The sequence below is a fragment of the Maridesulfovibrio sp. genome (genome assembly GCF_963676065.1).
Classification (GTDB): domain Bacteria; phylum Desulfobacterota; class Desulfovibrionia; order Desulfovibrionales; family Desulfovibrionaceae; genus Maridesulfovibrio.
On sequence record NZ_OY780933.1, the window covers coordinates 1,664,150 to 1,685,700 of the forward strand.

The 21,551-nt window shown below is 46.9% G+C and carries 22 protein-coding genes; 8 read left to right on the forward strand and 14 right to left on the reverse strand.

Going from position 1 to position 21,551, the window contains the following annotated elements:
- Positions 1–7: 7 nt before the first annotated feature.
- Entirely contained in the window at positions 8–433 is a 426-nt protein-coding gene (locus tag ACKU35_RS07455) for an iron-sulfur cluster assembly scaffold protein (RefSeq protein WP_319764611.1), read from the reverse strand.
- Between the two features lie 149 nt (positions 434–582).
- Here ACKU35_RS07455 and ACKU35_RS07460 point away from each other — a divergent pair, with 149 nt between their 5' ends.
- A complete protein-coding gene (locus tag ACKU35_RS07460) occupies positions 583–1,497 on the forward strand; it encodes a LysR substrate-binding domain-containing protein (protein WP_319764613.1) in 915 nt (304 codons plus the stop codon).
- Positions 1,498–1,519: 22 nt separating this feature from the next.
- The gene (locus ACKU35_RS07465) at positions 1,520–2,704 is read left to right on the forward strand and encodes a GNAT family N-acetyltransferase (protein ID WP_319764615.1); all 1,185 of its coding nucleotides are present in this window, start codon (positions 1,520–1,522) and stop codon (positions 2,702–2,704) included.
- Here the strand turns inward: ACKU35_RS07465 and ACKU35_RS07470 are convergent.
- Positions 2,701–3,303, reverse strand: a complete 603-nt coding sequence (locus ACKU35_RS07470; protein ID WP_319764617.1) for a YqiA/YcfP family alpha/beta fold hydrolase — start codon at positions 3,301–3,303, stop codon at positions 2,701–2,703. The two genes, ACKU35_RS07465 and ACKU35_RS07470, sit on opposite strands and share 4 nt — an antisense overlap.
- Positions 3,304–3,515: 212 nt before the next feature.
- Between ACKU35_RS07470 and ACKU35_RS07475 the strand changes: the two genes are divergently transcribed.
- Both ACKU35_RS07475 and ACKU35_RS07480 read left to right on the forward strand, forming a co-directional pair.
- Positions 3,516–4,667, forward strand: a complete 1,152-nt coding sequence (locus tag ACKU35_RS07475) for a GAK system CofD-like protein (protein ID WP_319764619.1) — start codon at positions 3,516–3,518, stop codon at positions 4,665–4,667.
- Between the two features lie 19 nt (positions 4,668–4,686).
- On the forward strand, positions 4,687–5,538 hold the full coding sequence (locus tag ACKU35_RS07480; RefSeq protein WP_319764621.1) for a deoxyribonuclease IV: 852 nt from the start codon (positions 4,687–4,689) through the stop codon (positions 5,536–5,538).
- A 9-nt stretch (positions 5,539–5,547) separates the two neighbouring features.
- Here the strand turns inward: ACKU35_RS07480 and ACKU35_RS07485 are convergent, their stop codons facing one another.
- Positions 5,548–5,823 carry a DUF2325 domain-containing protein gene (locus ACKU35_RS07485; RefSeq protein ID WP_319764623.1) on the reverse strand — a complete coding sequence of 92 codons (276 nt, stop codon included), beginning with the start codon at positions 5,821–5,823 and terminating at the stop codon, positions 5,548–5,550.
- Between the two features lie 245 nt (positions 5,824–6,068).
- Between ACKU35_RS07485 and ACKU35_RS07490 the strand changes: the two genes are divergently transcribed.
- Together ACKU35_RS07490 and ACKU35_RS07495 are read left to right on the forward strand one after the other, a co-directional pair.
- Positions 6,069–9,188 carry a PAS domain S-box protein gene (locus ACKU35_RS07490; protein WP_319764625.1) on the forward strand — a complete coding sequence of 1,040 codons (3,120 nt, stop codon included), beginning with the start codon at positions 6,069–6,071 and terminating at the stop codon, positions 9,186–9,188.
- Between the two features lie 222 nt (positions 9,189–9,410).
- Positions 9,411–9,911, forward strand: a complete 501-nt coding sequence (locus ACKU35_RS07495; protein ID WP_319764627.1) for a hypothetical protein — start codon at positions 9,411–9,413, stop codon at positions 9,909–9,911.
- A gap of 122 nt (positions 9,912–10,033) precedes the next feature.
- Here ACKU35_RS07495 and ACKU35_RS07500 read toward each other — a convergent pair whose 3' ends face one another.
- The 11 genes from ACKU35_RS07500 to ACKU35_RS07550 all read right to left on the reverse strand — a co-directional run bounded on the left by ACKU35_RS07500 (position 10,034) and on the right by ACKU35_RS07550 (position 20,102).
- Positions 10,034–10,897, reverse strand: a complete 864-nt coding sequence (locus ACKU35_RS07500) for a nitroreductase family protein (protein WP_319764629.1) — start codon at positions 10,895–10,897, stop codon at positions 10,034–10,036.
- A 218-nt stretch (positions 10,898–11,115) separates the two neighbouring features.
- A complete protein-coding gene (locus ACKU35_RS07505; RefSeq protein WP_319764631.1) occupies positions 11,116–11,490 on the reverse strand; it encodes an amphi-Trp domain-containing protein in 375 nt (124 codons plus the stop codon).
- A 25-nt stretch (positions 11,491–11,515) separates the two neighbouring features.
- Entirely contained in the window at positions 11,516–12,703 is a 1,188-nt protein-coding gene (locus ACKU35_RS07510) for a GAK system CofD-like protein (RefSeq protein ID WP_319764633.1), read from the reverse strand.
- Positions 12,704–12,725: 22 nt separating this feature from the next.
- Complete coding sequence (locus tag ACKU35_RS07515; protein ID WP_319764635.1) at positions 12,726–13,814, reverse strand: HprK-related kinase B; 1,089 nt, start codon at positions 13,812–13,814, stop codon at positions 12,726–12,728.
- The gene (locus tag ACKU35_RS07520) at positions 13,814–14,689 is read right to left on the reverse strand and encodes a GAK system ATP-grasp enzyme (protein WP_319764636.1); all 876 of its coding nucleotides are present in this window, start codon (positions 14,687–14,689) and stop codon (positions 13,814–13,816) included. Before ACKU35_RS07520 ends, ACKU35_RS07515 begins: the two co-directional genes overlap by 1 nt.
- Positions 14,690–14,713: 24 nt before the next feature.
- Positions 14,714–16,372, reverse strand: a complete 1,659-nt coding sequence (locus ACKU35_RS07525) for a PhoU domain-containing protein (RefSeq protein ID WP_319764638.1) — start codon at positions 16,370–16,372, stop codon at positions 14,714–14,716.
- A gap of 3 nt (positions 16,373–16,375) precedes the next feature.
- Complete coding sequence (locus ACKU35_RS07530) at positions 16,376–16,648, reverse strand: amphi-Trp domain-containing protein (protein ID WP_319764640.1); 273 nt, start codon at positions 16,646–16,648, stop codon at positions 16,376–16,378.
- Between the two features lie 93 nt (positions 16,649–16,741).
- Positions 16,742–17,881, reverse strand: a complete 1,140-nt coding sequence (locus ACKU35_RS07535) for a hypothetical protein (protein ID WP_319764642.1) — start codon at positions 17,879–17,881, stop codon at positions 16,742–16,744.
- A gap of 48 nt (positions 17,882–17,929) precedes the next feature.
- On the reverse strand, positions 17,930–18,484 hold the full coding sequence (locus ACKU35_RS07540; RefSeq protein WP_319764644.1) for a GAK system XXXCH domain-containing protein: 555 nt from the start codon (positions 18,482–18,484) through the stop codon (positions 17,930–17,932).
- 154 nt (positions 18,485–18,638) lie between these two features.
- Positions 18,639–19,172, reverse strand: a complete 534-nt coding sequence (locus ACKU35_RS07545; protein WP_319764646.1) for an HD domain-containing protein — start codon at positions 19,170–19,172, stop codon at positions 18,639–18,641.
- Between the two features lie 12 nt (positions 19,173–19,184).
- Positions 19,185–20,102: a LysR family transcriptional regulator gene (locus tag ACKU35_RS07550; RefSeq protein ID WP_319764648.1), complete on the reverse strand. Its 918-nt coding sequence runs from the start codon at positions 20,100–20,102 to the stop codon at positions 19,185–19,187.
- 139 nt (positions 20,103–20,241) lie between these two features.
- Between ACKU35_RS07550 and ACKU35_RS07555 the strand changes: the two genes are divergently transcribed.
- On the forward strand, positions 20,242–20,613 hold the full coding sequence (locus ACKU35_RS07555) for a hypothetical protein (protein ID WP_319764650.1): 372 nt from the start codon (positions 20,242–20,244) through the stop codon (positions 20,611–20,613).
- A 74-nt stretch (positions 20,614–20,687) separates the two neighbouring features.
- Entirely contained in the window at positions 20,688–21,497 is an 810-nt protein-coding gene (locus ACKU35_RS07560) for a nitroreductase family protein (RefSeq protein WP_319764652.1), read from the forward strand.
- Positions 21,498–21,551: the final 54 nt, after the last annotated feature.

Consider the following 21,551-nt stretch of genomic DNA (forward strand, 5'->3'; position numbering starts at 1 on the left):
TTATATTTTATTTTTTGCGGAGCCAGTTTCCCAGTGCTTCCTGCAGCGCGGACGCGGCCAGATGGGCGCAATGGGTTTTGTCTTTCGGCAGTCCTCCCAGTTTCTCAAGTATGTTCTCCCCACCTATTTCGGAAGCCCGGTCAATAGTTTTACCGCTGCATAGTTCACAGGCCATATCGCCGCTGACTATGCTGGGACCACATCCGGTTGTGAAGAATGATGCCTCGGTAATGGTCTCGTTTTCCACTTTGAGGAATATTTTAATTAAATCACCGCAGGTCCCCTTCATTTCTCCTACAGAATCAGGATTATCCATGAGTTTTGCGTAGGTGGGGTTATGCCAGCGTGAAGTCTCTCCCCCGAACATATCGTGGGCTGCGTCATTGCATTGCTGCTGAATATCGGAAAGAATATTGTCCAGATCATCAACCATAAAAAACTCCTTGTTTGAATAGGCGAATTGAGGTTGGCTCATGCAGGAATAAAATGCAATAATCTTTTAGCATTTTTTTGTCCTTCCGATATTAATATTGTAATTATACAGGATTTATTGTTGAATAGAAGGAAGTCGGATTTTTTATAATGGAATTAAGACAACTCAGATATTTTATTGCCGTAGCCGAAGAGTTACATTTCGGCAGGGCGGCCCGCAGGGTCCACATAGCCCAGCCTCCTTTCTCACAGCAGATCAAGGGACTGGAAGAGGAGATTGGCGCACGTCTGCTGGAGCGTAACAGCCGAAAGGTGCGGCTGACCAATGAGGGCAGATATTTTTACAAGCAGGCCATGGATATCGTGGCGCATGCTGAAGAGGCGGTGGCGACAGCAGGACGAATGGCCAAAGGTGAATATGGCAATGTCCGGGTGGGATTTCTTGAAATCGCCATGGACAGCCTTCTGCCCGAGGCGGTGCGTTCATTCAGCCACCGTTATCCCGGAGTCTCAGTGCGTTTAAGTCAGTTCGGGGCTGCCATCCAGCTGGAAAAAATTCATTCGGGTGAACTTGATGTGGGATTTTGCACTGTGTATCTTAATGCGATGGAGGGGCTTTCCTCGGTTAAACTGTTTTCAAAAAAACATGTTCTCGCCGTGCCGGAAGATCATATCTTTACCGCAAAAAAAAGCGTATCATTGCAGGATATCGCAAGTGAGAACCTGCTTATGTTCCCCCGGACCGGGCAGCCGGATCTTTATGATTCCATTATGGAGGCATTTACCTCCAGGGGGCTGGTCCCGAATGTCCGGCAGGAAATATCCGGCCTTTCCGGGGCGTCAGCCCTGATCTCTTCCGGCATGGGAGTTGCCTTTCTTCCAGACAACAGCCGTGTTTCCAGAAAAGGTATCGCCATGGTTCCTATCAGCGAGAAATTCCCCAGTATGGATATTTTCATGGTCTGGAACAGGGAGGATTATTCCAATACGGCAGGTGTTTTCATGGAATGGGTGGCTGACTATTTTTCGGTTTCCGGCGCTTTTGCCGGAGAAGTCAGCGGTTAGTTTGTTTTTTCAGGGTTGGTAAATGACTGATATTCTCGATGGACTTGAAATATCATGGGTTCCTTCGATTACCGAAGTTGACCGTGAAGAATGGGACTGCCTCGCCAAGGGGCTGAATTTCCCGTTTCTGGAGTGGGATTGGCTGCGGCTTATTGAGCAGAGCGGCAGTGCCTCTCCTGAGAGCGGCTGGCTTACAGCCCATCTGCTTGTCCGCTATGAGGGAAAGCTGGTTGGGGCCGCACCTTTGTTTGTCCGGGATCAGAGTGAAGGAGAATTCATTTTTGACCGGGTCTGGATGGAAGTCGCCAAGAAGGGCGGTCTTACATATTTTCCTAAAATTGTAGGCATGAGTCCTTTTACTCCCGCTTCGGGCTACCGTTTTCTTATTTCTCCTGATCTACCCGACAAAAGAATCAGCGGATTGATATGCCGTACACTTGACCGTTTTTGTTCTGTAAATGGACTGGGAAGTTGTGCCTTTAATTTTGTAGACCCTGACTGGGTAACCGAAATGGAGGCTTTCGGTTACGCGGCGTGGAAACATCAAGGATATGTCTGGGAAAATCATGATTACAGGGATTTCGATCACTGGCTGCTGACCATGAACAGTAACAGGCGCAAGACCATCCGCCGGGAGCGAAAAGCCCTGCGGCGAGAGAATGTCCGGGTGGAAATACTTACCGGGTACGATATCCCGGACAGTTATTTTGATCTCATGTTTCGCTGTTATGAATCTACCAATGACAAGTTCGGTGTCTGGAGTTGTAAATATCTGACTCCCCGCTTTTTTGACGGCTTGAAGCATAGCATGAGGGAAAATCTCATGTTTACTGTTGCTTATCGCGGAGATGATCCTGATCCTCTGGCTATGTCCATGTTTGTTTTTTCCGGGGACAGGCTTTGGGGCAGGTATTGGGGCTGTTTTGAGGAAGTGCGCTTCCTTCATTTTGAGCTTTGTTATTACGCGCCTATCGAGTGGGCAATGAAGAATGGTATAAATTTATACGATCCGGGCATGGGCGGGGAACACAAGGCCAGACGCGGATTTTTTTCCACGCCCTCTTACAGTCTGCATAAATTTACCGATCCGTCCATGGACCTGACCTTTAAGACTTATATTCAGGAAGTTAATAATCTTGAAAACGGTTATATCAGCGAAATGAACGAACTCATGCCTGTAGGGAGTCCAGAGAACAGCGAAGATTAGTTGCGCTGTTTCAGCAGAAAATTACGCACATCATCCGTAATGGAAATCTCTTCATATCCTTGGAACTGATGGTCGTTGTCATAAGAAATTATTTGAGCTCCGGCTCTTTTGAGTATCGATTTCATATGATTCTGATCCAGCAGTTCATCCTGTTCCCCGAGCAGGGCCAGCACCTGTCCTTTTATAGTACCTTTTTCTGCGATGCCTTTCTCCAGCTCTTCTTCGACCATAGCGAAGCGGTCAACATGTTCCTGCTTGATGAGGATGCTGTCCCCATTGGCGAATTCGTAAACATCGCCCAGACGGCTGCGAACCAGCGCGGCCGGATTGAGTGCCGGATTGATCAGAAGCGCAGGAACGCCATGACGAAGGTGCATGATCAAAGAATACAGTCCTCCCATAGAAGAACCCTGCATTACAACAGGCAGATCTTTGCTTTTCATGACAATGTCATCAATAATTTCGAGGCTTTCCAGCGGGTCCGCGGGCAGGTCGGGACTTATTAGTTCATGGTCCGGGTAATTTTTGCCAAGCGCGGCTGCCTTGGAGTTTGCACCGCTTGATCCGAATCCATGAATGTTAATAAAAATATTTTTCATATCAGTAAGATTGGGGTATGTTGGTTGCAAATATGAGATGAATTTCGTTCAAATATTACTGATTAAATAATCAAAAGCTTGCCTGCCCGCAAGGGAAACCTACTTTTGTCTGGCTGGTGTGGAATCTGTATTTGTCCGGTCCGTATAAATATGCTTAGGAGATGGCGTGATATCTTACAGTACTTGTTTTGCTGAAAAATCGGGAGTGCGAGGTGAGTAAAGAACATCCGGCGATTGTTTTTTTCAGCGGAGGTACTGCTTTGAACGGGTTGGCCGCTGAACTCGCTAAAGTCAATCCGGAATGCGCGTATATCATTACCACTTTTGATTCCGGAGGCAGTTCCGCCGCTCTGCGGGAGGTTTTTGATATGCCTGCGGTAGGGGATGTCCGTAACCGTATGCTGGCTCTTGCCGATACGGAAAGTCCCGAGAGAAAAAATATAGTGGATCTACTGAATACCAGACTTCCTCCTTTTGCGGATCGTACCGCGCTTAACGGGCAGCTTTCCCATCTGGCCAGTGGTTCACATCCGCTTATGGAAGCCCTTCCTGAAGTTATCCGTAAAATCCTTTCCGAGCGCTTTGCCATGTTTATCGAACTGGTAGGTGATAATTTTGATCCGCTGAACGCAAGTCTGGGAAATATTGTACTTGCGACCGGATTTATGGTGCACGAAAGGGTATTGGTCCAGTCCATAGCTCAGCTTTCCAGACTGATCGGAGTGCGGGGAATTGTTCGGGCAGCCACTGTGGATAACGGGCATCTGGCGGTACGCTTGATGAACGGGGAAATTCTGGCCGGCCAGCATTTATTCACCGGCAAGGAATTGGACCCCGTAGGTTCACCCATTGAGGGAATGTGGATCTGTGCCGGAGTGGATGACCCATGGCCGCGCTCGGTGCATGCTTCCTCGCTGGCTATAAATCTGGTCAATAAAGCTGAGTTGATCGTCTATCCAATGGGCAGTTTTTATTCCAGTACATTGGCGGCTCTCTCGCCGCAGGGGCTGGGTCTGGCTGTTTCGGCTAACCCCTGTCCCAAGGTGTTTATACCGAATATGGGGCATGACCCGGAACTCCTCGGGCATGGCATGGCTCTTCAGGTTGAGCGGCTTCTGGAAATTATGCGTATGGATAACGCCGCATACATTAAATCCGACAAGGTCTTGAATTATATTCTTATTGATTCCAAAAACGGTAGTTATCAGGAAAAACTGGACCTTACGGACTTGGAAAAAATGCCGCTGAAAGTAATTGACCGCAGACTGGTTTCAGACGAATCTGGAGGACTGATTGACCCTCGGTTGCTGGCCCCGGTATTAATGGAAATGGCGGCAGGAACCGGATTTTCTGATACAAGTTGAATTTGAAGGAAGGATTTATATGTTTATAGGCGCTCATATGCCCATAACCGGTGGCGTGGATAAGGCAGTGGAAAGGATTATGTCCATCGGAGGTACTGCCCTGCAGATTTTTACCCGCAACCAGCGCCAGTGGAAAGTCAAGCCGCTTGAAGAAAAAGTGGTAGATAGATTTAAAAATCTAAGGGAAGAGTGGGGCAATTATCCGGTTAGCGTTCATGATTCCTATCTCATAAATCTCGCCTCACCAAAGCCGGACAGCGCAGCTAAATCCGTAAAGGCTTTTGCTGAGGAATTACGCCGTACAGAGCGTCTGGGGATTGAATCTCTGGTAACACATCCCGGATCGCATTTGGGGTCAGGAAATGTTGAGGCCCTTGAGCGATATGTGGCTAACCTCGATCAGGCTATTGAGCTTTCTGAAACCGAAGAAGTGAATGTGCTTATCGAGAATACCGCCGGACAGGGAACGAATCTCGGAAGCAGGTTTGGAGAATTGGCGACCATTTTGGAAGGTTCCGGCTATACCTCGCGTATGGGAGTATGTTTTGATACCTGCCATGCATTTGCCGCCGGATATGATCTGCGTACACCAGAATCATGCGCAGAAGTCTTTGAACGGTTCGATAAGCTTATCGGCCTGGACTTCATTCGTTTTTTTCATCTGAACGACAGCAAGCAGGAATTTGGGTCCAACAAAGACCGTCATGAACATATCGGCAAAGGATATATCGGGCTTGAGGGATTCAGGTATATCGTGAGTGATTCCCGCTTTGCTGCTGTGCCTAAGGTTATTGAAACACCAAAAGATGACGATCCAGAATTCAAACTCGATATAGAGAATATCGAGCTTCTGCGTTCCCTGCATGAGTAGCTGACTTACCTACAGATTGTCCAAGCAGTTCTTCAGGGTGGATACTCCGCATGAGTGGAACATATGCAGGGGGATCTGCTTGGATTTGGTGTATTTCACGATATCTTTTTTGGCCGCGTGAGATATCTGGTTGGTGAAGATTATCACGTGATCGGCACTTCCCAGTTTTGCGGAAACCTTATTTTCCTTACCGGTGAAAACTTTGAGTTTAACGCCTTTTTTCTGGGCTGAAATAATATAGTCACGCTTTAGCCTATCCATTCCGCCTATAAGAGCTGCACACATGGTCGTCTCCTTTTGTTGATTTCTAACAGTTTTACTGAAAACGATTTTCAATGTCAATTAATAGTGACGAAAAAACATGAGAAACTGGGGAATTTAAGCGGTAATATTGTTAACTTTTAAAAAACTTGTAATAACGGTATATGTTTATTGAGCTTTACGGTATAAATTAAATCAAAATGTCAGGTTTTTTACGGTAAAATTAATTTTTAGAATTTAATTCATATTTGAATGGAAATAAAAATTTGATGATTACGCAAAGTTCCAGATCTGATTCGGGTTCAGACCATCTTGTTTTCCGTATTCTGATAATTCTTGCATTTACGATCTTTGCCGTATTTGTAGGGCTGTCATTATGGGTAGGCTATTCTTCCCAGCTACAGGTCAGGGATACTGCCCGTGAGTTGTTCGTAGGTGAATCAGCTAAAAGGGCCATGGCTGTCAGGTTCTATTTTTCCAACCGTGTTTCCGAGCTTGAGAGTGCCACAGATAGTAAGACCCTGCGGTCTTTTGTCCGTGTGCTGGAAGAGAAAGGGGCACTCTCCTCTCAAAAAGAGACAACCCTTATCTCCGATGTTTGCGCTGTAATTAGCGGAATTTTGTCCAAGCGTAGTGCAGGGGGGGAGCTTGCCTATTCAAGAATCGCGGTTCTTGATGAAAACGGAAAATTATTGCTGGATTCAGATGTGGAATGCATGATTGTCAAAGATAACCGTGAATTCGATAAATTCAGGGTCCGGCATGGAGTTCCGGCTTATTTTGCTGGCTCGTACGCTGGCGAGCTGTCCATTGTCGTCAGTGTTCCCATAGAATACGCAAAGGGGGGACGGGGGACCATTGTGGGCTGGACCAGAATGGAAAGCCTGCATCGCAGCTTGAGTTTCATGACGGTATCTCCTTCGGTTGGGAGCGATTTTCTGCGTGTTGGGGATACTGTTGTAGCTGTATCAAACATTTCCGCACAGCAGAGCGGGCACCTTCTACTAATGGACGCCTTGCATGAATGGAACGGTTTGACCGTGCTTAAGGCCGGACAGTCAGGGCGGGAAGTTGATTATCTGGCCATTTCGTCTCCTGTCCGCGGGACGTCGCTTAGTGTTATCAGTTTAGTGGAAGAAGATAAGCTGTTCGGTTTTCTCAGCCTGAGGCAGCAGTTCCTGCTTACTATATTTTTATTTATAGTTATTTCTGGTGGTTGTTTGTGGCTTATCCGTTCTGTACTGGCTCGTAAGGTTTATGAAGCACGCATGCAGGAAGCGGCCAAAAGGGTCGAGGAAGTCAACAGGCAGAAGGAAAAGATAGAGCAGGAAATCAAGAACCGTCACATGGCTGATGCCTTGCGCAAAAAAGCGGAAAACCGCTATCGGGATATTTTCGATAATGCCCCTATCGGGATTTTTCAGGCTAGTACGGACGGAAGATATCTGACTGTTAATAAGGCTCTTGCCGGTCTTTACGGTTATGAAAGCAGTGAAGAACTGGTTCAGAATGTCGAGAGTGTGGCTAAGCAGATTTATGTAAATCGGGATGATTGGGATCGAGCTATAGATATTTTGGATTTTTCCGGGCAGATATCTTCTTTTGAAGTTGAATGCAGGCATAGGGACGGCCATTCCATATGGACCTCCAGAGATTTAAGATTGGTCAAGGCAGAGCCGGGAATGCCTACCTATGTTGAAGGGTTTGTGGTTAATATCACTGCCCGGAAAAAGGCCGAAGAGAAGCAGCTTAAAAGTGAGTGGAGGTTCCGTTCCCTTTTTGAAAATTCACCAGTGGCTCTCTGGGAACTGGATATGAGCGCACTCAAGAATATCTTTGATTCTTACTCTCAGGACATGGTCCCGGTTATACGGGAAGATCTCCTTTCGGATCTGGATTCAGTGAAAGACTGTCTTGATCTGGTCAAGATAATTGATGCCAACAACCGCACTATTGAATTCTTGGGAAGCCATTCCCGTGAAGAGCTGTTTCAGAGAGGCTTTTCACCTTATGTCACACCTCATTCATGGCGTTTTTACCGTACATTGATTCTTGATATGCTTAATGGAGCTCTTCGAAATCGCAGTGAGTTTAATTTTCTCCGGCGCGATGGCCTTGAACAGTCTTTTATCCTGAATCTTAATATTGTGCCTGGCTTCGAGGATTCGTGGGGCCGGGTGTTGGTCTCGGTTGAAGATATTTCCGAGCTTAAGAGAATTGAAAAAGAATTGCGGCTCAGCAGGGAAGAAGCGCAGAAAGCCAACGAAGCCAAGGGGCGTTTTCTTGCTAACATGACTCACGAATTCAGGACTCCGATGAATGCGGTAAAAGGTATGGTCCAGCTTCTTCAGCGATCCGATCTTAACGATGAGCAGCAGGAAAATTTGCGCCTGATCAAATCTTCCGTTGATAGTCTGCTGGTCATAGTCAACGATATTCTCGACTATTCCAGACTGGATTCAGTTCATATGGAATTAAATGAGGAAAATATAGATTTGCCTGCTTTTCTGCAGGAAATGAGGGATGTTGTCGACGTTGGGGCCATGAACAAGACCTTACAGGTGAATCTCGAAGCTGATAACGTTCCTGAATGTGTGCGGGTGGACAGCCTTCGGTTGCGGCAGGTGCTGGTTAATCTGCTTGGAAACGCGGTAAAATTTACGGATAAAGGTTCCGTAACCCTTTGCTGTACTCCGGTCTCGCGAACCGGGGATGATACTGTAATTTATCTGCTTTTTGAGATCTCTGATACCGGTATAGGATTACCGGAAAATGCAATTGATTCCCTGTTTAAATCTTTCGTGCAGGCCGATCCGAGTATAACGCGCCGTTACGGAGGTACTGGATTGGGATTGGCTATCTGCTATAAATTAGTCAAGCATCTTGGTGGTGAATTATCCGCGCGCAACAATGATGAGGGCGGAGCTCTTTTTTCATTCACTCTCCCGGTGGAAGCATGTTGCGATGTTCCGGCTTTGGACAAAAGTGATGGTGTTGAAGAAGCTGTTGATTTATCTGGTGTTAAGGTGCTTGTGGCGGAAGATAGTAAGATGAACCGTATTTTGCTTCGGAAGATTTTTGAAAAGAATGGGGTCAGCGATTATGTAATGGTTGAGAACGGTAAGGATGCGGTGGATACTTTTATGGAAAGTGACGATTTTGATCTGATTTTCATGGACATACAAATGCCGGTGCTGGATGGTTTTGAAGCTGCGCAGGCAATCCGCAAAACCCATTCTCCTGTAAGAATAGTCGCCCTTACTGCCAATGCGGGTGAAGAATTTTATGAAAAATGCATTGAAAGCGGCATGGATTCCCGGATCACCAAACCGTTTAATGTGGATGATCTTTTGAAAGAGCTGGCGAAATCAGCTTCCGCAAAGTCTTGATCTACTTAGCTGTTTATCAAGTCTGTTTTTGCGTCTAAATTACTTTTATTCAATATATTCAGCTTGCTATCCCTGACCGATATTTCTTGAACGGTTTTGATTACAATGGTAACTCCCTAGTTGTGGCGTATGGAATTTTGGACTGCTGAAAAACGCTGTATAGCGTTCAATGGGGCTGTAATCTGTCCCCCTGCGAAACTGTTGCTAAATTGGTGAGTTGTGATGTTAAAGGCTCTTGCACAGAAAAAATATAATTATTTGCGTGTGGCCCCTTTACCTCATTTTGTTCTGGGCCTCTGTCTTGGTATGGTTGTGACTCTGGCGTGGCTTGCCGCCGAGTTTTATCGCGATGGGCACAGTTTCGGTTTTATCACTTCGCTGGCTATTGCTTTGAGCTGGATTACCGGGGCTTTTTTTTCAGTTGCGGATATTATCAGCCGCTACCGGGAATATCTGCGTATCCGCAAAATGCTTGTCGATAAGGGCTATAGCGATAAGATATTCAAGGCCGTGGCTTCTTCAAGATGTCAGCGGGATGCCGCACTTTGGGCCGCACGTCAGGCCGGGTATGGTTGTCTGGCCAAGAAGGTTTACCTGCGCCTGGGGTATCGCTGGTATCATGTACTGCCGGATAAGCTGGTCAGCAACCCTTTACGTCTTTTCACGCCTAGATTTTTACGCACAGCCTTTATGCCCGGCAAGCGTATAAACGAAGACCGTTAGATCATAATTTTCGAATCTTAAGAAAGCTAGACATATTCAATCAGGCATCGCTGTCTATTCTCAAATTTTTTAGAAATAAGTAAAGGCCGTAACCCTCATAAGAGTTACGGCCTTTATTTTTTTTAATGTGCATTCTGCTTTGCGTGGAAAATAAATTTTCCGTCAACTTTTTCAGCAACAGCCTTATGGCGGGGCGGAATGTTGCGGTAGTTAACAGCCGGATATCCCAGAAAAAGAGCTCCGTGGGCCATGCAGCCTTCCGGTACTCCCAGAAAATCAAGAACTTTCGGACTGTATGCGGCAGCAAGTATAACATAGCCAGCCCAACAGCTGCCATATCCTTTGGCGTGTGCTGCAAGTTCAAGAGTGTTGGTGGCGATAATTGCATCAGCCTGTGGGGTGATACCCTGTTCAGGTGCCCATGCAATGGCCACGGCTGGAGCATTGCGGCAGATCGCGTCATTCCCTTTGTTCCATGCGTTGACCAGTCCGCTGAAGAACAGTTTACCCGCCAGCGGATGTTTTTGATCAACCATTTCTTTCATCCATTCAACTATCACTTCCCCAAGCTCATGTATTTTTTCAGGGGTATCCAGGACAGTCCATGAAACGGGTTGAACATTATGCCCGGAAGGAGCGTAGGCGGCAATGTGGATGAGCTCGCCGATCTTTTCGGCGCTAAGTTGTTTCTTTTTGAATTTGCGGACAGATCGACGGGTTTTGACCAACGTTTCTATTGAGTCCGGATCTGGCATATCCTGCTTGCTGAAGGGAACCGCCTCCTGTCCCTCAAAGGCAGTAAGAGTGATGGCCCCGGTGGGGCAGACGGCCATACAGTGACCGCAGTTGATGCAGTAGCTTGCTTTTCTGGGATGTACCGTGGGAACTTGGTCTTTGCCTTCTACGACCAGAACCGAGAGAGGACATTCGTGTACGCAGAGCTCATCTTTTTTGCAGAGTTCTGGATTAATTATAACTGGTAGCATTTTTTCTCCATTTTATGTTGAGAACGTTGTTTCATGTAAGGATAATCACTTTCTTTTCTTTGACCAGATAGCAGAAGACCCCGGCAATCTACCGGGGTCTTCTTTGATTTAGTTGGTCATTAGTTCTTACGAGGCGATGAGAATCAGTCCGGCGAGAACGAACTATTGTGTGGCGGGAATCGGTACCGGCGCAGAAGCGCTCTGCGGCCCGAACAGATTTATTGGTCAGCTTTTTTGATGATTCTGGCCTTACCCGGTTCCGGCTTGGACTCCTGATCTTCGGCAGCAGTCTCATCTGGGGCTGATTTCTCATTGTCTCCAGCTTCGGTGACGCTGAAATTTTCAACTTCAACCTCAACCGGGGTTGCTTTCCATGAAAATTCCATGCTGAGTTTGTTTTTCAGCTTTTTGGTTTTGGCTTTGATTTCCACATTGATTTCATCGGATGGAATCAGGGTGACAGTTTCATCCCCGTTCTGGATGAGCATGTTCCCGGACTTGAAGCTGTTCAGGATGTTTTCCAGAATGACGATAGCTTCTTCCTGTCCTACTTTCTTTTTCAGAGTTACTTTAGACTTTTCATCCTTACTCATATCAAACCTGCCTTTTGTGCAGTTGTCAGGTCAGTGATAGCAGGGCCTGAGAAAGAAGATGCGGGTCCAGATAAGGAGCGCTTTCTTTGCTGATCAGCTCGCAGTCTATGGCCTGAATACCGAGTTTATTGATTTCTTTTTTATCAACACCGCCGGGATAAATCCCATTTACCGAGTCTACGAGAATAAAGTTGAGTACATCACTTACCCGGATGTTCTCCGGATCATCCTTACGCAGATAGTAGAGGAGCTTCTGAATCTGGTGCGTCAGCGAGTGCCCTTTCAATTCGGGATCTGTTCCGGTGTTGGGTGTGAAAACTTTAGGGCACCTGCTGTCGCTGACCGCACTGCCGATGCCTTCCGGCAGAAGATTCGCCACAACACTGGAATAGAAGCTGCCTAAAGGATAGCAGATCAGCTCGGCACTGTTGATTAATTTTTTCATTTTTTTGCGGATCCGGACAGTGCAGGGAGTGGAATCACCGAGTTTTTCAGCCAGCCAGAGCTTTTTGATGCCCGAGGCGATGGGTGAAGACTCCTTTCCGGTCATCAGATGCTGGCCGACTACAAATGTTCCGTCTTCCAATTCTGCGGCGAGGTGAAGGTCCTTGTTGACCGTGGGCCGCACAACGCCTCGAACTTCTACCAGTTTGGAGAAAATATAGATTACCGGGTCGATATGCCTTCGGTTGGTCATATACCCGGCAGTGAGAATTATGTTTCCGATGCTTGCCCCGCGTAGGTTGAAATCCTCCATGAAATTTGCAAATTGAATAAAATGGTTGCGGATGATCTTGCGCATGGGGGCCGGGATATCGCGTACCAGCGGATGCTTGCATTCCATCATTTCTTCAAATTCAGCGCGCAGCTCATCCTCTCCGGCATCTTTAGGCAACCGGTAGGCGAAAAGCTTATATATAGCTGGATTTCCCAGAACGCTTTGATCAGCGAGAGCCATGAGCCGGTTGCGGATATCACCCACGGCCAGCATCTTGAACTTGTTGCGGATAACAGCGGAACTGCCCCCTGAATCAAAGGGGGTAATTATGTGGATGCTGTTGTGCGTGTACTGGGCCAGCACGGACGAAGTCTTCTTGAGCGCAGTTCCGCCACTGAAAAACAGGATTCTTGGACCGAGGTCCGGTGTTCTCCTGTATCTTTCCAGCTTGAGCGGGTCCGGTACCCTGACTTCACGTTCGATTTTGATGCGCATTGAATTCCTTTGAAATTTTATTTTAAATGGACCCTTCGTCCATAAACCGCAGACAGGCGTCGGCTGCCTTATCAAAATCCACACCGCCGCTTATTTCAATCAGGGTGGTTTTTGAGAGTAGCTCCGCGTATGCATCGATATCGGGATCATCTCTCTTCTCAGGGGAATCAGGCAGATAGAAGAGACCGGTGGATTTCATAAATGCGGGAAGCAGATCCTTGCGTTCTTTGGGATCAACTTTTTTAACTACGGTTTCGGAACTGTCGCGTTTCCAGTTGAGGATGACCAATGCGCTCAGAGGTGCTTTGAGCACGAATTTGTTTTTGCCGTAACATTCATCGATGAGCGCGTCGTATTTGTGCTCAAGTTCCCAGAGTTCCTCCTTGGGCATGCTCAGGAACCTCTCTTTATCTTCAGAGCTTACGATGCAGGTCAGGTCCGGGTTGTTAAGCGCGGTACCCGGGTTGATGCGCGGCTGTTTGGCAACGCCGTACATGGTCAGTGAATCGCCGTTATCTTCGGCCATGATCCGGTCATTGCTGACGAAAGTGGTTCCGCGGCTCATCAGGTGCAAGGCGAGGGTCGATTTGCCCATACCTGAGAATCCCGCCATGGCGATACCGCGTCCGTTTTTAAGGACCCCTGCGGCGTGGCCGAGTAAAGAACCGTTGTTGAGTTTGTATTCGATGAAGCGGTTGTTGATGAAGTTTATGAGCTGATTGGAGTTCTCAATGCAGGGACCGATGGCTATGTTTTCATCACCGCCGAAAGCGAAAATCATCCCGGTTAATCTTTTGTAGACCACACGACCGTCAGGGAGATTATAAAATTCTTCCTTGATCTTGGTCTTGCCGGGGTCCGGCTGCTTTACGGAATATTCAAGGCCGAGGTCCACAGCGGGGCATTCGTGAGCGGTGATAAGGATATCGCCCTTATCGACGTCAGCCAGAAATTCCTTGAAATAGTTGTTCAGGTCGTCCAGCAGTTCTGAGCTGTTTACCCGTGTTTCGATTATGCAGCCTCCGAAGTCTATGAAAATGGATTCGGTAGCCGGAAATTCAGTGCGGAATTTATCAACAATTGCGGATTTAGTGATTGCGGTCTGGCTCATTAACCTTCCACCTTTTTTATTACATAGTCTACGTAGTGGGCTGCGGCGTCGATACCCCGAGCGTCAAGCAGCCCCCGGAAGCCGCCGAATGCAGATACTTCAAAAATAAAGGGTCCGTCGGGAGTTATGGCAACATCAACACAGGTGAAATCGAGATTAAAAATGGCCTGTGCTTTCCGGGCCAGCTCGATGATTTCCTGCGGCGGGTCAACCGGTGCGTATTTACCGCCGTTAACGGTTGTCGTGTTCCATGAGTCGGTTGTCTTGCAGCGGGCGTAAGTGGTCAGGTATTCTCCGCCGAGAAAGACAATGCCGAGATCGCTGTCATTGAGATCGATGGTCTTCTGGATATACATGGTGTTGTAATCCTTATGGTAATCTTCAATGATTTTGCGCGCATCCGGTCCGGGTTTAAGCACGAACATGCCTCTGGCCTTGGTGCTGTAGAGGGGCTTGAAAACGGCCTCACCGTATTCTTCCACCGCGGCCAGCGCATGATCCACGTCTTCGGTGATAGTGGTCGGCGGCATGGGGATATCGCCCAGTTGCAAGGAAATGGTACAGGTGAGGCGATCCAGTACACGCAGGATGGAGTAGGGGGATGAGAAAATTTTCACCCCGCGCCCTTCGAGCATGCGCAGCATTTCAAGACGGTCCAGCAGGTCCGGTGAATACTGTTTGCCGATCTTTTTAATGATCAATGCATCGTAGTCTGAGAGATCTTCGTTTTCTACAACAGCCTTCCCGGAAGGCAGATCCAGACGCACATCCTGCATTTCAAAAACTTTTGTATCCCGGCCGGTCTTTTCGGCAACAGCCTTGGCAAGTTGCTCGGACGACCATGCGCCTTTTAGTCCGATTACACCTATTTTCATAGTTTGCACCTTTTCTTAGCCTCTTTAATAGTGAAGGATGTCTTCCGATAAAATAAAGTCAGTCCATTTTCCGTTGTAGCGGTTTATTTTTTCCAGCAGGAACATGGACCGGTTGAACATTTCCTTGGCAAAAGCGTAGTTGAATTCAAAACGGGTGGACGTATAGAAGGAGCGAGCAAGGGCAAGGGCAAGCCGGGCCTGCCATGTCTCATCATTATATTCCTGAGCGAATTCCTCGGCAAAGCTGTGCATGCGGGAAATTACAGCATTGATTTTGTTTCTGATGGGACGTTCGAAAACCGGCATGCGAAAGCCGGAGACAAGGAAAACGGAAAGATCCTGAATGTAGTCGAAATCGCGAGAACGGTGGAGGTCGATGAACCTGACCCTTTCATCGTCGTTGCTGTAGACGACATTGTTGCAATTGAAATCGCCGTGAATAAATACTGTGAACGGTGCCGGAAGCGTCTTTTCAATGGCAGCGCATTCGGTAAGCAGTTCCTCGGAAGAAATAATCTCCGCGGTTCCAAGCTGCCGGGCATTACGGTTAAATTCCGGATGAACCTGTAATACGCCGTTCTGCCGGGATTTTAACTGATCCATGAAGGTGGTCTGAACAGGCTGATCCTTTTTGGTACTGGTCCAGACATGGCGCAGAGTGTTTTCCAGAGTGAACAGAGCGTTTTCAAGGTCTGCGTCATCGGAGGTGAGAATCATTGTATCCAGTGTGCATCCGGGCAGGAATTCCACCAGCATGGAGCCCTTATTCTCTTCCTTGGTTTCATGAAAACCGAAAATTTCCGGGACCATACCCGGAAAGCGTTCCGCCCATTGCTCAAGGCTGCTCTTTTCCAAACGGATTTTATCGAGGTTGCCTTCCTTATAAATACTTCCTTGTGCTACGGGCGGAGTGTTAGCGTTCTCATCGCCTTTGGCTTGTATCCTGCCTATACGGCAGCCGGACCGGGAGCCCCATATGCCCTGAAAATCGATATCCGAAAAGGAACCGTCATACCCCGAAACGCTCAAGGTCTGCTGCAACGACTCAAACTGTTCGATTTTGATGCGTTCGCCGAGGATGGAAAAGATGATCGCTTCTCCGATGTTAAGCAGGGAATCTCCTATCCTTTCCAGATAGCGGAATATGAACAGACAGGTGACAAGATCGGGAATGTTTTTACCGCTTCCCATTTCCGCCATGATGCGGTTGAAATTGTCTTTGTATAAAGAATCCAGCCGGTATTCAGATTTGCAGATTTCAAGGGCGAGAGGCATGTCTTCGGAGCTGAATCCATCTGCGATCTTGGCGACTGTTTCTTCTATAATATCAAAGGCTTCTGATGATTCGTAACGGTTAACATAGCCCTTGTCATCCAAGTATGCCATCTGATTGATAATATTAACGCAGTGATCACCGATGCGTTCAAGATTAACCGATGAAACTTGAATCGCCCTGATTTTATTCAACAGCTTTGTGTCGAGATCGATCGAACTGTTGATGCGCGAATAAGACTTGTTTTCAATAACAGTTTTGAGGTTGTCAATGTAGTCATCGCGCGAGGTGATTCTGCGGAACAGGGACCGGGAGGGATAATTAACGAATTCCCGGGTAGCCTTAAGTTGATTTAATACCTCAATTATGAGGAATTTAAAATTTTCGTCCAAGCCTTCAAAAGTGAGCATAATTTATGTGTCGATGTTCAGGGTTTTGTTGATTGGGTTTGTTTCATCGGCAGAGTCTTTCCACGCAATTTTGATATTGATCTTACTAGCTCCGGATTTCATCTTCGCTTTCACAGTAAAGTTGAGCATCCCTTCCGGGGTGAGTTCAATTTCGTCGCCATTGGTGGAAAGTTTAATTGTGCCGGACTCAAACCCGTCAACGAGGGATTGCAGAAAAGCGCGGATGCTTTCCGAGTCCTGAAGTGATTCAAATACAAATTTTTTTTCGCCAGCCATCAGGGGTCTCCATAAATGTTTTGCTGCTTACTAGCATTGGAGGTGACGGGAATGATTGCAGCAATGTAAAGATTCGATGACGAAGAAATACTTTTAGCCGGCCATACGGGCTTTGTATTCTTCTATTACCGAAGAGCGGTTGATGCCGGAGATGATCAGTTTTTTTCTGATATTCAGGTCATCCCATGCCGGCTGCAGGCCAATCTCGCGGGCTGCTTTGGTCGGGTCCTGAGTCTCAACGGGTTTGGTTTTCTCACTCATATGGCAGTCGTCGCCCATAAAAATGAGCAGCTCTTTGTTTCCGGCAGGGCGTTTGATGTTCTGTTCATTGACCACGGAAATAAGGAACTCGGTATAACGCTGGGATTGCGGGTTCCATGCTTCAATGCCGTCTACGTCGTACTTGGCCAGCAGAATGGGCCAGAATTCTTCCGGGTGAGGGATAACAACGCAACCGCCCAAAGAGCGTGCTTCCTCAATCACTTCGGTTGCCCGGTAGAAAAATTTGAGTGAGAAGTCAGTTTTGACCTGTTTTTTTATAGCCTTGAGATAGGCCTGAAGACGGTTGATCAGAGTGTCTCCGTATTTGGGCCGCAGGGCATCAAAATAATTTTTGAGCAGTTTATTTTTTATGGAATCCTTGGGAACGCTGGACCATTCTTCGTCGAGCATTGTCTGGATTTTCGTTACATAGACCCGGACCATTTCAACCAGATCTTCATCTGCACCGGTGGCTTTTGCCGCTTTTTCTATGCGGTCTTCCATGGGCTTGGTAATGGTGTCCATGTATTCGAAAAGCTGGGAAGAACGGTATTTGAAAGTGTGTGCCAGCATGGATTTAAGCACATGGGCTTCTTTCACCTTTTCGTTCTCAAAGTGGAGCAGGAGCTGCACTTTCTGGTTGAATCCGCTGGCGTAGCAGTCAACTTCCACTCCGGTGTAATCCCCATAGCTCATAAGCACGTTGTGCTGGGTAGGGATCATCAGTTTATCCTGTACATTGGGAAACATCTTTTCCACGCGCCGGGAAATATGTTTGAAGGGAACGAATTCCGGGTGCCAGTGTACAGCCAGCAGTTTTTCCTGCCGGGGGTATATCTTAGAAGGAGTCTCCACCTGTTCAATCTGCCAGTCAGCAAGGTCCGTGGAGATTACTTCATGGAATAGCGCCCGATCGTCATCCGTTATTTCAGGTGATACTTTTACTGCCGCTGGGCAGGTTGCTGCTTTCATTTTATTTTCAGTCCTGTTTTTTAGAGAGGTTTGAATTAAATTTTCATCTCAATCGTATTTGGCGTGGCACTGGGTTTTTATGTGGTTCAGCTCATCGCAGGCGGCGTGGGCTTTTTCCACATCTCCTTCGTCAAACGCCTTTTGAAATGCATCGCAACCTGCAATGTATTCATCATAGAATTCGTCACCGTATCCCTGATCGGTATAGGTAACCATCAGGTGAGAATCATCTATGAATTCCTGCACTGCTTCTTTCGGAGGCAGGTTTCCGGTATGAAGTGCTTTAAAAATAATTTTGAAGGATTTTTTCATCCTTTTTTTAAGATGGGTATATTTTAATCCCGGTGTTTCTGCAGGTTCATCTACTTCGGTTTCGCTTAAGTGGGTAGCCGGAATCTCTTTAGACGGTTTGGCTTTGATTTTGATCACGGTCTGTCCGTTTTCATTGCGGATGCCCATTTTCAGTTTTTCAAAACCTTCAATGGAGGCTAGGTACGCGTTTTCATCCGTGGCTCCGTTCTCAATCGCTGATGCCATCTTGCGGAGAAAATCAGGTAATTCTTCAGCGCTCATCATCCTTTCTATTTTGTTATGTTTGGCCATGTCTTTACTCCGGCTGATTCTTTTTGTTTTTAAAACCTGTTTAGCTTGTGTATCCCCTCAGTATATATGACTGGCATAGCACAGAAGTTTCGAAATTGTTACGGTTCTGTGAATAGAGGGGGCGGTTATAAGCATATGCCGCTAATGAAGATTATTACTCCGCAATAGCCAGCTCTTCAAGGTTTTTACCGGTCTCCTGTTCTATGGCGGACTTGATGCGCAGCGCGGTTTCTTTGCGCTTTTTCAGGTATTTCGTTCTCCGGGCATCATCAGCGCAGGCTTTTAGCTTGTGGTCATACATATATATAACGGTGACCATCTGATCTTCTTTGACGAGTTTATCCGCGATAAATACGATTTCCTTTTCCGTAACCGGGAGTTCTCCAGAGTAATCGAGATTGTTATGGGCGGCGACAATCTCTGCAACTTCATCATATCCGTGTTCACGTAGAATAGCTGCTCCGGCGGCGGCATGGTCCGACTCACCCTTGGCGATATCATGTAGCAGGGCGGCAGCGTTGATAAGGGCCAGATTAGGGCCTCTGTCGCGCAGCCATTTTAAATCACGTCCTATCCTCCGGGCTACGTCCCGTACGATTCTGGAGTGGATTACGGTCTTTTCAGGGGTGCCTGTAGATGCGAGAAGCTCTTCGCATTGTTCCGGTGTTGGGATTTGGGGCCGTGTCATATATTCAGTTCCTCATGATGGTTCTAATTCTGTTTCGGGCAGAATTTTTCTTAATTCTCTCTTATAAAAATCAATAAAGTTCTGCACTAGCGGTGTCATATGCTCAGGATGCCAGGTCATGAGTACCTCCAGAGGCGAATAATCGCAATCTACAGGCCTGAGCACTACTCCGTCCGGGGTGATAGCTCTGGATTCGCAGTCTGTTAAGGTCCAACCTAATCCTGAGGCGATAAAGACAGTTCCCGTGTGCTTACGTTTATATTTCATCCCAAGCTTGAGTTCCAGCCCCTCCGCTCTAAACTGCTTCTGGATTTTTTTTACCCGCTGCTGGCAATATGCTTCACGGCTGCAGATGTAAGGCAATTCGGCAAGATCCTTGAGTGTAAGTTTTTCCCTCTCTGCTAGGGGATGATTCGCCGGTATAGCAGCGCATGTTTGGGTGCGGTGCACCGTATAAGTGGAGAGCGACGTCGTATCTGAGATATTGCCGGTAAGGAAAGCCACATGTCTTCTACCTTCCTGTATTCCTAGAATTTGTTCCTGGCTGGTCTCGTCGTGCAGTACCAACTCCACGTTTGGGTATTTTTTCATAAAGTCTCCGACGATATCCGGGAAAGGCGAGGATAGTGCCAAGTATACAAAGCTTACATGCAACTTTCCGGCAGTTCCATTTCCCATGGACTGAAGCGTTGTCTTTGAGCGGTCCATTATAGCCAGCACTTCTTTTGCTTCCTGCAGAAAATACCTTCCTTCATCAGTCAGTTCGACCTTGCGGTTGGTACGTTTGAAAAGCTGGACTTCAAGCTCCTCTTCAAGATTTTGAATCTGTCTGCTGAGTGGCGGTTGTTGAATATGGAGCCTTTCCGCTGCCTTTCCGAAATGAAGTTCTTCGGCAACGGCTTGGAAATAGCGAAGTTGACGTATACGCATAATGATACCTTTTCGGTCTTAATAAGTAATTAAATTGTATTGGATTGATATTATAGACTGTCGTAAATTTAATCAAACACAAATCGGAGGTACCAAAATGTACAAATTATATTGCTCAAGTTTAGTGAAGAGAAGCTTAATGTCAGTCATATTAATGATGTCTTTTCTGGTTTTGATGGTAGCCTCAGCTTCTGCCGGAAAGCTGGTTGCTGAGGGTAAGCGGTACCATTACATCGCTCATCAGGAAGAGGGGATCATTTATGTCGTGTATGCAGATGGCGAGAGCGTTCGTTTTGCGGATGGATTTGGGTATATCAGCGGTTTGGCTGTGTCTCCTGACAATTCCCTCTATGTCGTCTCAAAGTCGCAGCAGAGGGTGTTTAAGGTTAATTCTGATGGCAAAGTCATAGCAGCGAGGAAAGTCAGTGCTGTTCCGGAGGCTGTTTTTGTGGACCGGGATGGTCGGGTTAAATTTGTACAGCGTAACGGTGCTGTTACGGGGATTAGATAAATTTAAAACCGTCATACTGAAATGCTGAGTTATTAGCATGTTAATAATTAATTTGGTGTAGTTGAGGAATAAAGATGTCTTTTATTGAACTGGATACCGAGCGCTGTGTCCAATGTGAGTTGTGTGTTAAAGCCTGTCCTGTCGGTGCGCTCGGATTAGGTGAGTCAGGTCCTGAGGTTGTTTTAGAAGGGGTTTGTAATAAGTGCGGACATTGTGTGGCGGTCTGTCCAAAGGATGCTCTGAACAATCGTTATGCCAGTCTTATCTCACAGAAGCATATAGACACTTATCCAGTACTGGATGCGGAAACAGCAGAAATATTTTTACGTTCCCGCAGGTCTATCCGTTATTATAAAAAGCGCGCTGCTTCTAGAGAGCAGTTACTTCAACTTGTAAATATTGCCAGATTCGCACCCACAGCCAGCAATTCGCAAAGCGTCTCATACTATATAGTCGAGGACCGCTCTGTTTTGGATGAGTTGGCAGAATTGGTTGTAGAATGGATGAAAATGCAGATTGCGACGGGTGAATACCATCATAGCTTCCCTGTCCATATAGATGCATGGAAAAATGGAAAGGATACGATTTTTAGAGGTGCTCCGCATCTGGTTGTTGCTGCGGCTCCTAAAGAGCTGAAAAACAGGCGCGATAATACTGTTTTCAGCTTGGCCTATCTGGAATTGTATGCCGGATCTGTTGGGCTTGGCAGTTGCTGGGCCGGTCTTTTCGAAATGTTTGCGTCGGCCAATGATGAATATGTTAGCAAGAGGATTGGTATTAAACCGGGGTTGATGCTGACTGGAGCTGTCATGGTTGGTGTGCCGGTGGAGCGGTATTTAAAGCTCGTAAATAGGGATCCATTGGATGTTACCTGGGTAGACTAATTTATTCGTAGAAGATTCTGGAGCAGAATCGTTTAAATAGCAGGAAAGCAAAAA

Coding starts and splice junctions, on each gene's coding strand:
- ACKU35_RS07455 (WP_319764611.1), bottom strand. CDS start 433: ATGGTTGATGATCTGGACAATATTCTTTCCGATATTCAGCAGCAATGC.
- ACKU35_RS07510 (WP_319764633.1), bottom strand. CDS start 12,703: ATGCGCATCAAAATCGAACGTGAAGTCAGGGTACCGGACCCGCTCAAG.
- ACKU35_RS07485 (WP_319764623.1), bottom strand. CDS start 5,823: ATGTGTGCAGCTCTTATAGGCGGAATGGATAGGCTAAAGCGTGACTAT.
- ACKU35_RS07545 (WP_319764646.1), bottom strand. CDS start 19,172: ATGACACGGCCCCAAATCCCAACACCGGAACAATGCGAAGAGCTTCTC.
- ACKU35_RS07550 (WP_319764648.1), bottom strand. CDS start 20,102: ATGCGTATACGTCAACTTCGCTATTTCCAAGCCGTTGCCGAAGAACTT.
- ACKU35_RS07495 (WP_319764627.1), top strand. CDS start 9,411: ATGTTAAAGGCTCTTGCACAGAAAAAATATAATTATTTGCGTGTGGCC.
- ACKU35_RS07515 (WP_319764635.1), bottom strand. CDS start 13,814: ATGAGCCAGACCGCAATCACTAAATCCGCAATTGTTGATAAATTCCGC.
- ACKU35_RS07555 (WP_319764650.1), top strand. CDS start 20,242: ATGTCAGTCATATTAATGATGTCTTTTCTGGTTTTGATGGTAGCCTCA.
- ACKU35_RS07500 (WP_319764629.1), bottom strand. CDS start 10,897: ATGCTACCAGTTATAATTAATCCAGAACTCTGCAAAAAAGATGAGCTC.
- ACKU35_RS07530 (WP_319764640.1), bottom strand. CDS start 16,648: ATGGCTGGCGAAAAAAAATTTGTATTTGAATCACTTCAGGACTCGGAA.
- ACKU35_RS07540 (WP_319764644.1), bottom strand. CDS start 18,484: ATGGCCAAACATAACAAAATAGAAAGGATGATGAGCGCTGAAGAATTA.
- ACKU35_RS07560 (WP_319764652.1), top strand. CDS start 20,688: ATGTCTTTTATTGAACTGGATACCGAGCGCTGTGTCCAATGTGAGTTG.
- ACKU35_RS07535 (WP_319764642.1), bottom strand. CDS start 17,881: ATGAAAGCAGCAACCTGCCCAGCGGCAGTAAAAGTATCACCTGAAATA.
- ACKU35_RS07505 (WP_319764631.1), bottom strand. CDS start 11,490: ATGAGTAAGGATGAAAAGTCTAAAGTAACTCTGAAAAAGAAAGTAGGA.
- ACKU35_RS07525 (WP_319764638.1), bottom strand. CDS start 16,372: ATGCTCACTTTTGAAGGCTTGGACGAAAATTTTAAATTCCTCATAATT.
- ACKU35_RS07480 (WP_319764621.1), top strand. CDS start 4,687: ATGTTTATAGGCGCTCATATGCCCATAACCGGTGGCGTGGATAAGGCA.
- ACKU35_RS07490 (WP_319764625.1), top strand. CDS start 6,069: ATGATTACGCAAAGTTCCAGATCTGATTCGGGTTCAGACCATCTTGTT.
- ACKU35_RS07470 (WP_319764617.1), bottom strand. CDS start 3,303: ATGAAAAATATTTTTATTAACATTCATGGATTCGGATCAAGCGGTGCA.
- ACKU35_RS07520 (WP_319764636.1), bottom strand. CDS start 14,689: ATGAAAATAGGTGTAATCGGACTAAAAGGCGCATGGTCGTCCGAGCAA.
- ACKU35_RS07465 (WP_319764615.1), top strand. CDS start 1,520: ATGACTGATATTCTCGATGGACTTGAAATATCATGGGTTCCTTCGATT.
- ACKU35_RS07460 (WP_319764613.1), top strand. CDS start 583: ATGGAATTAAGACAACTCAGATATTTTATTGCCGTAGCCGAAGAGTTA.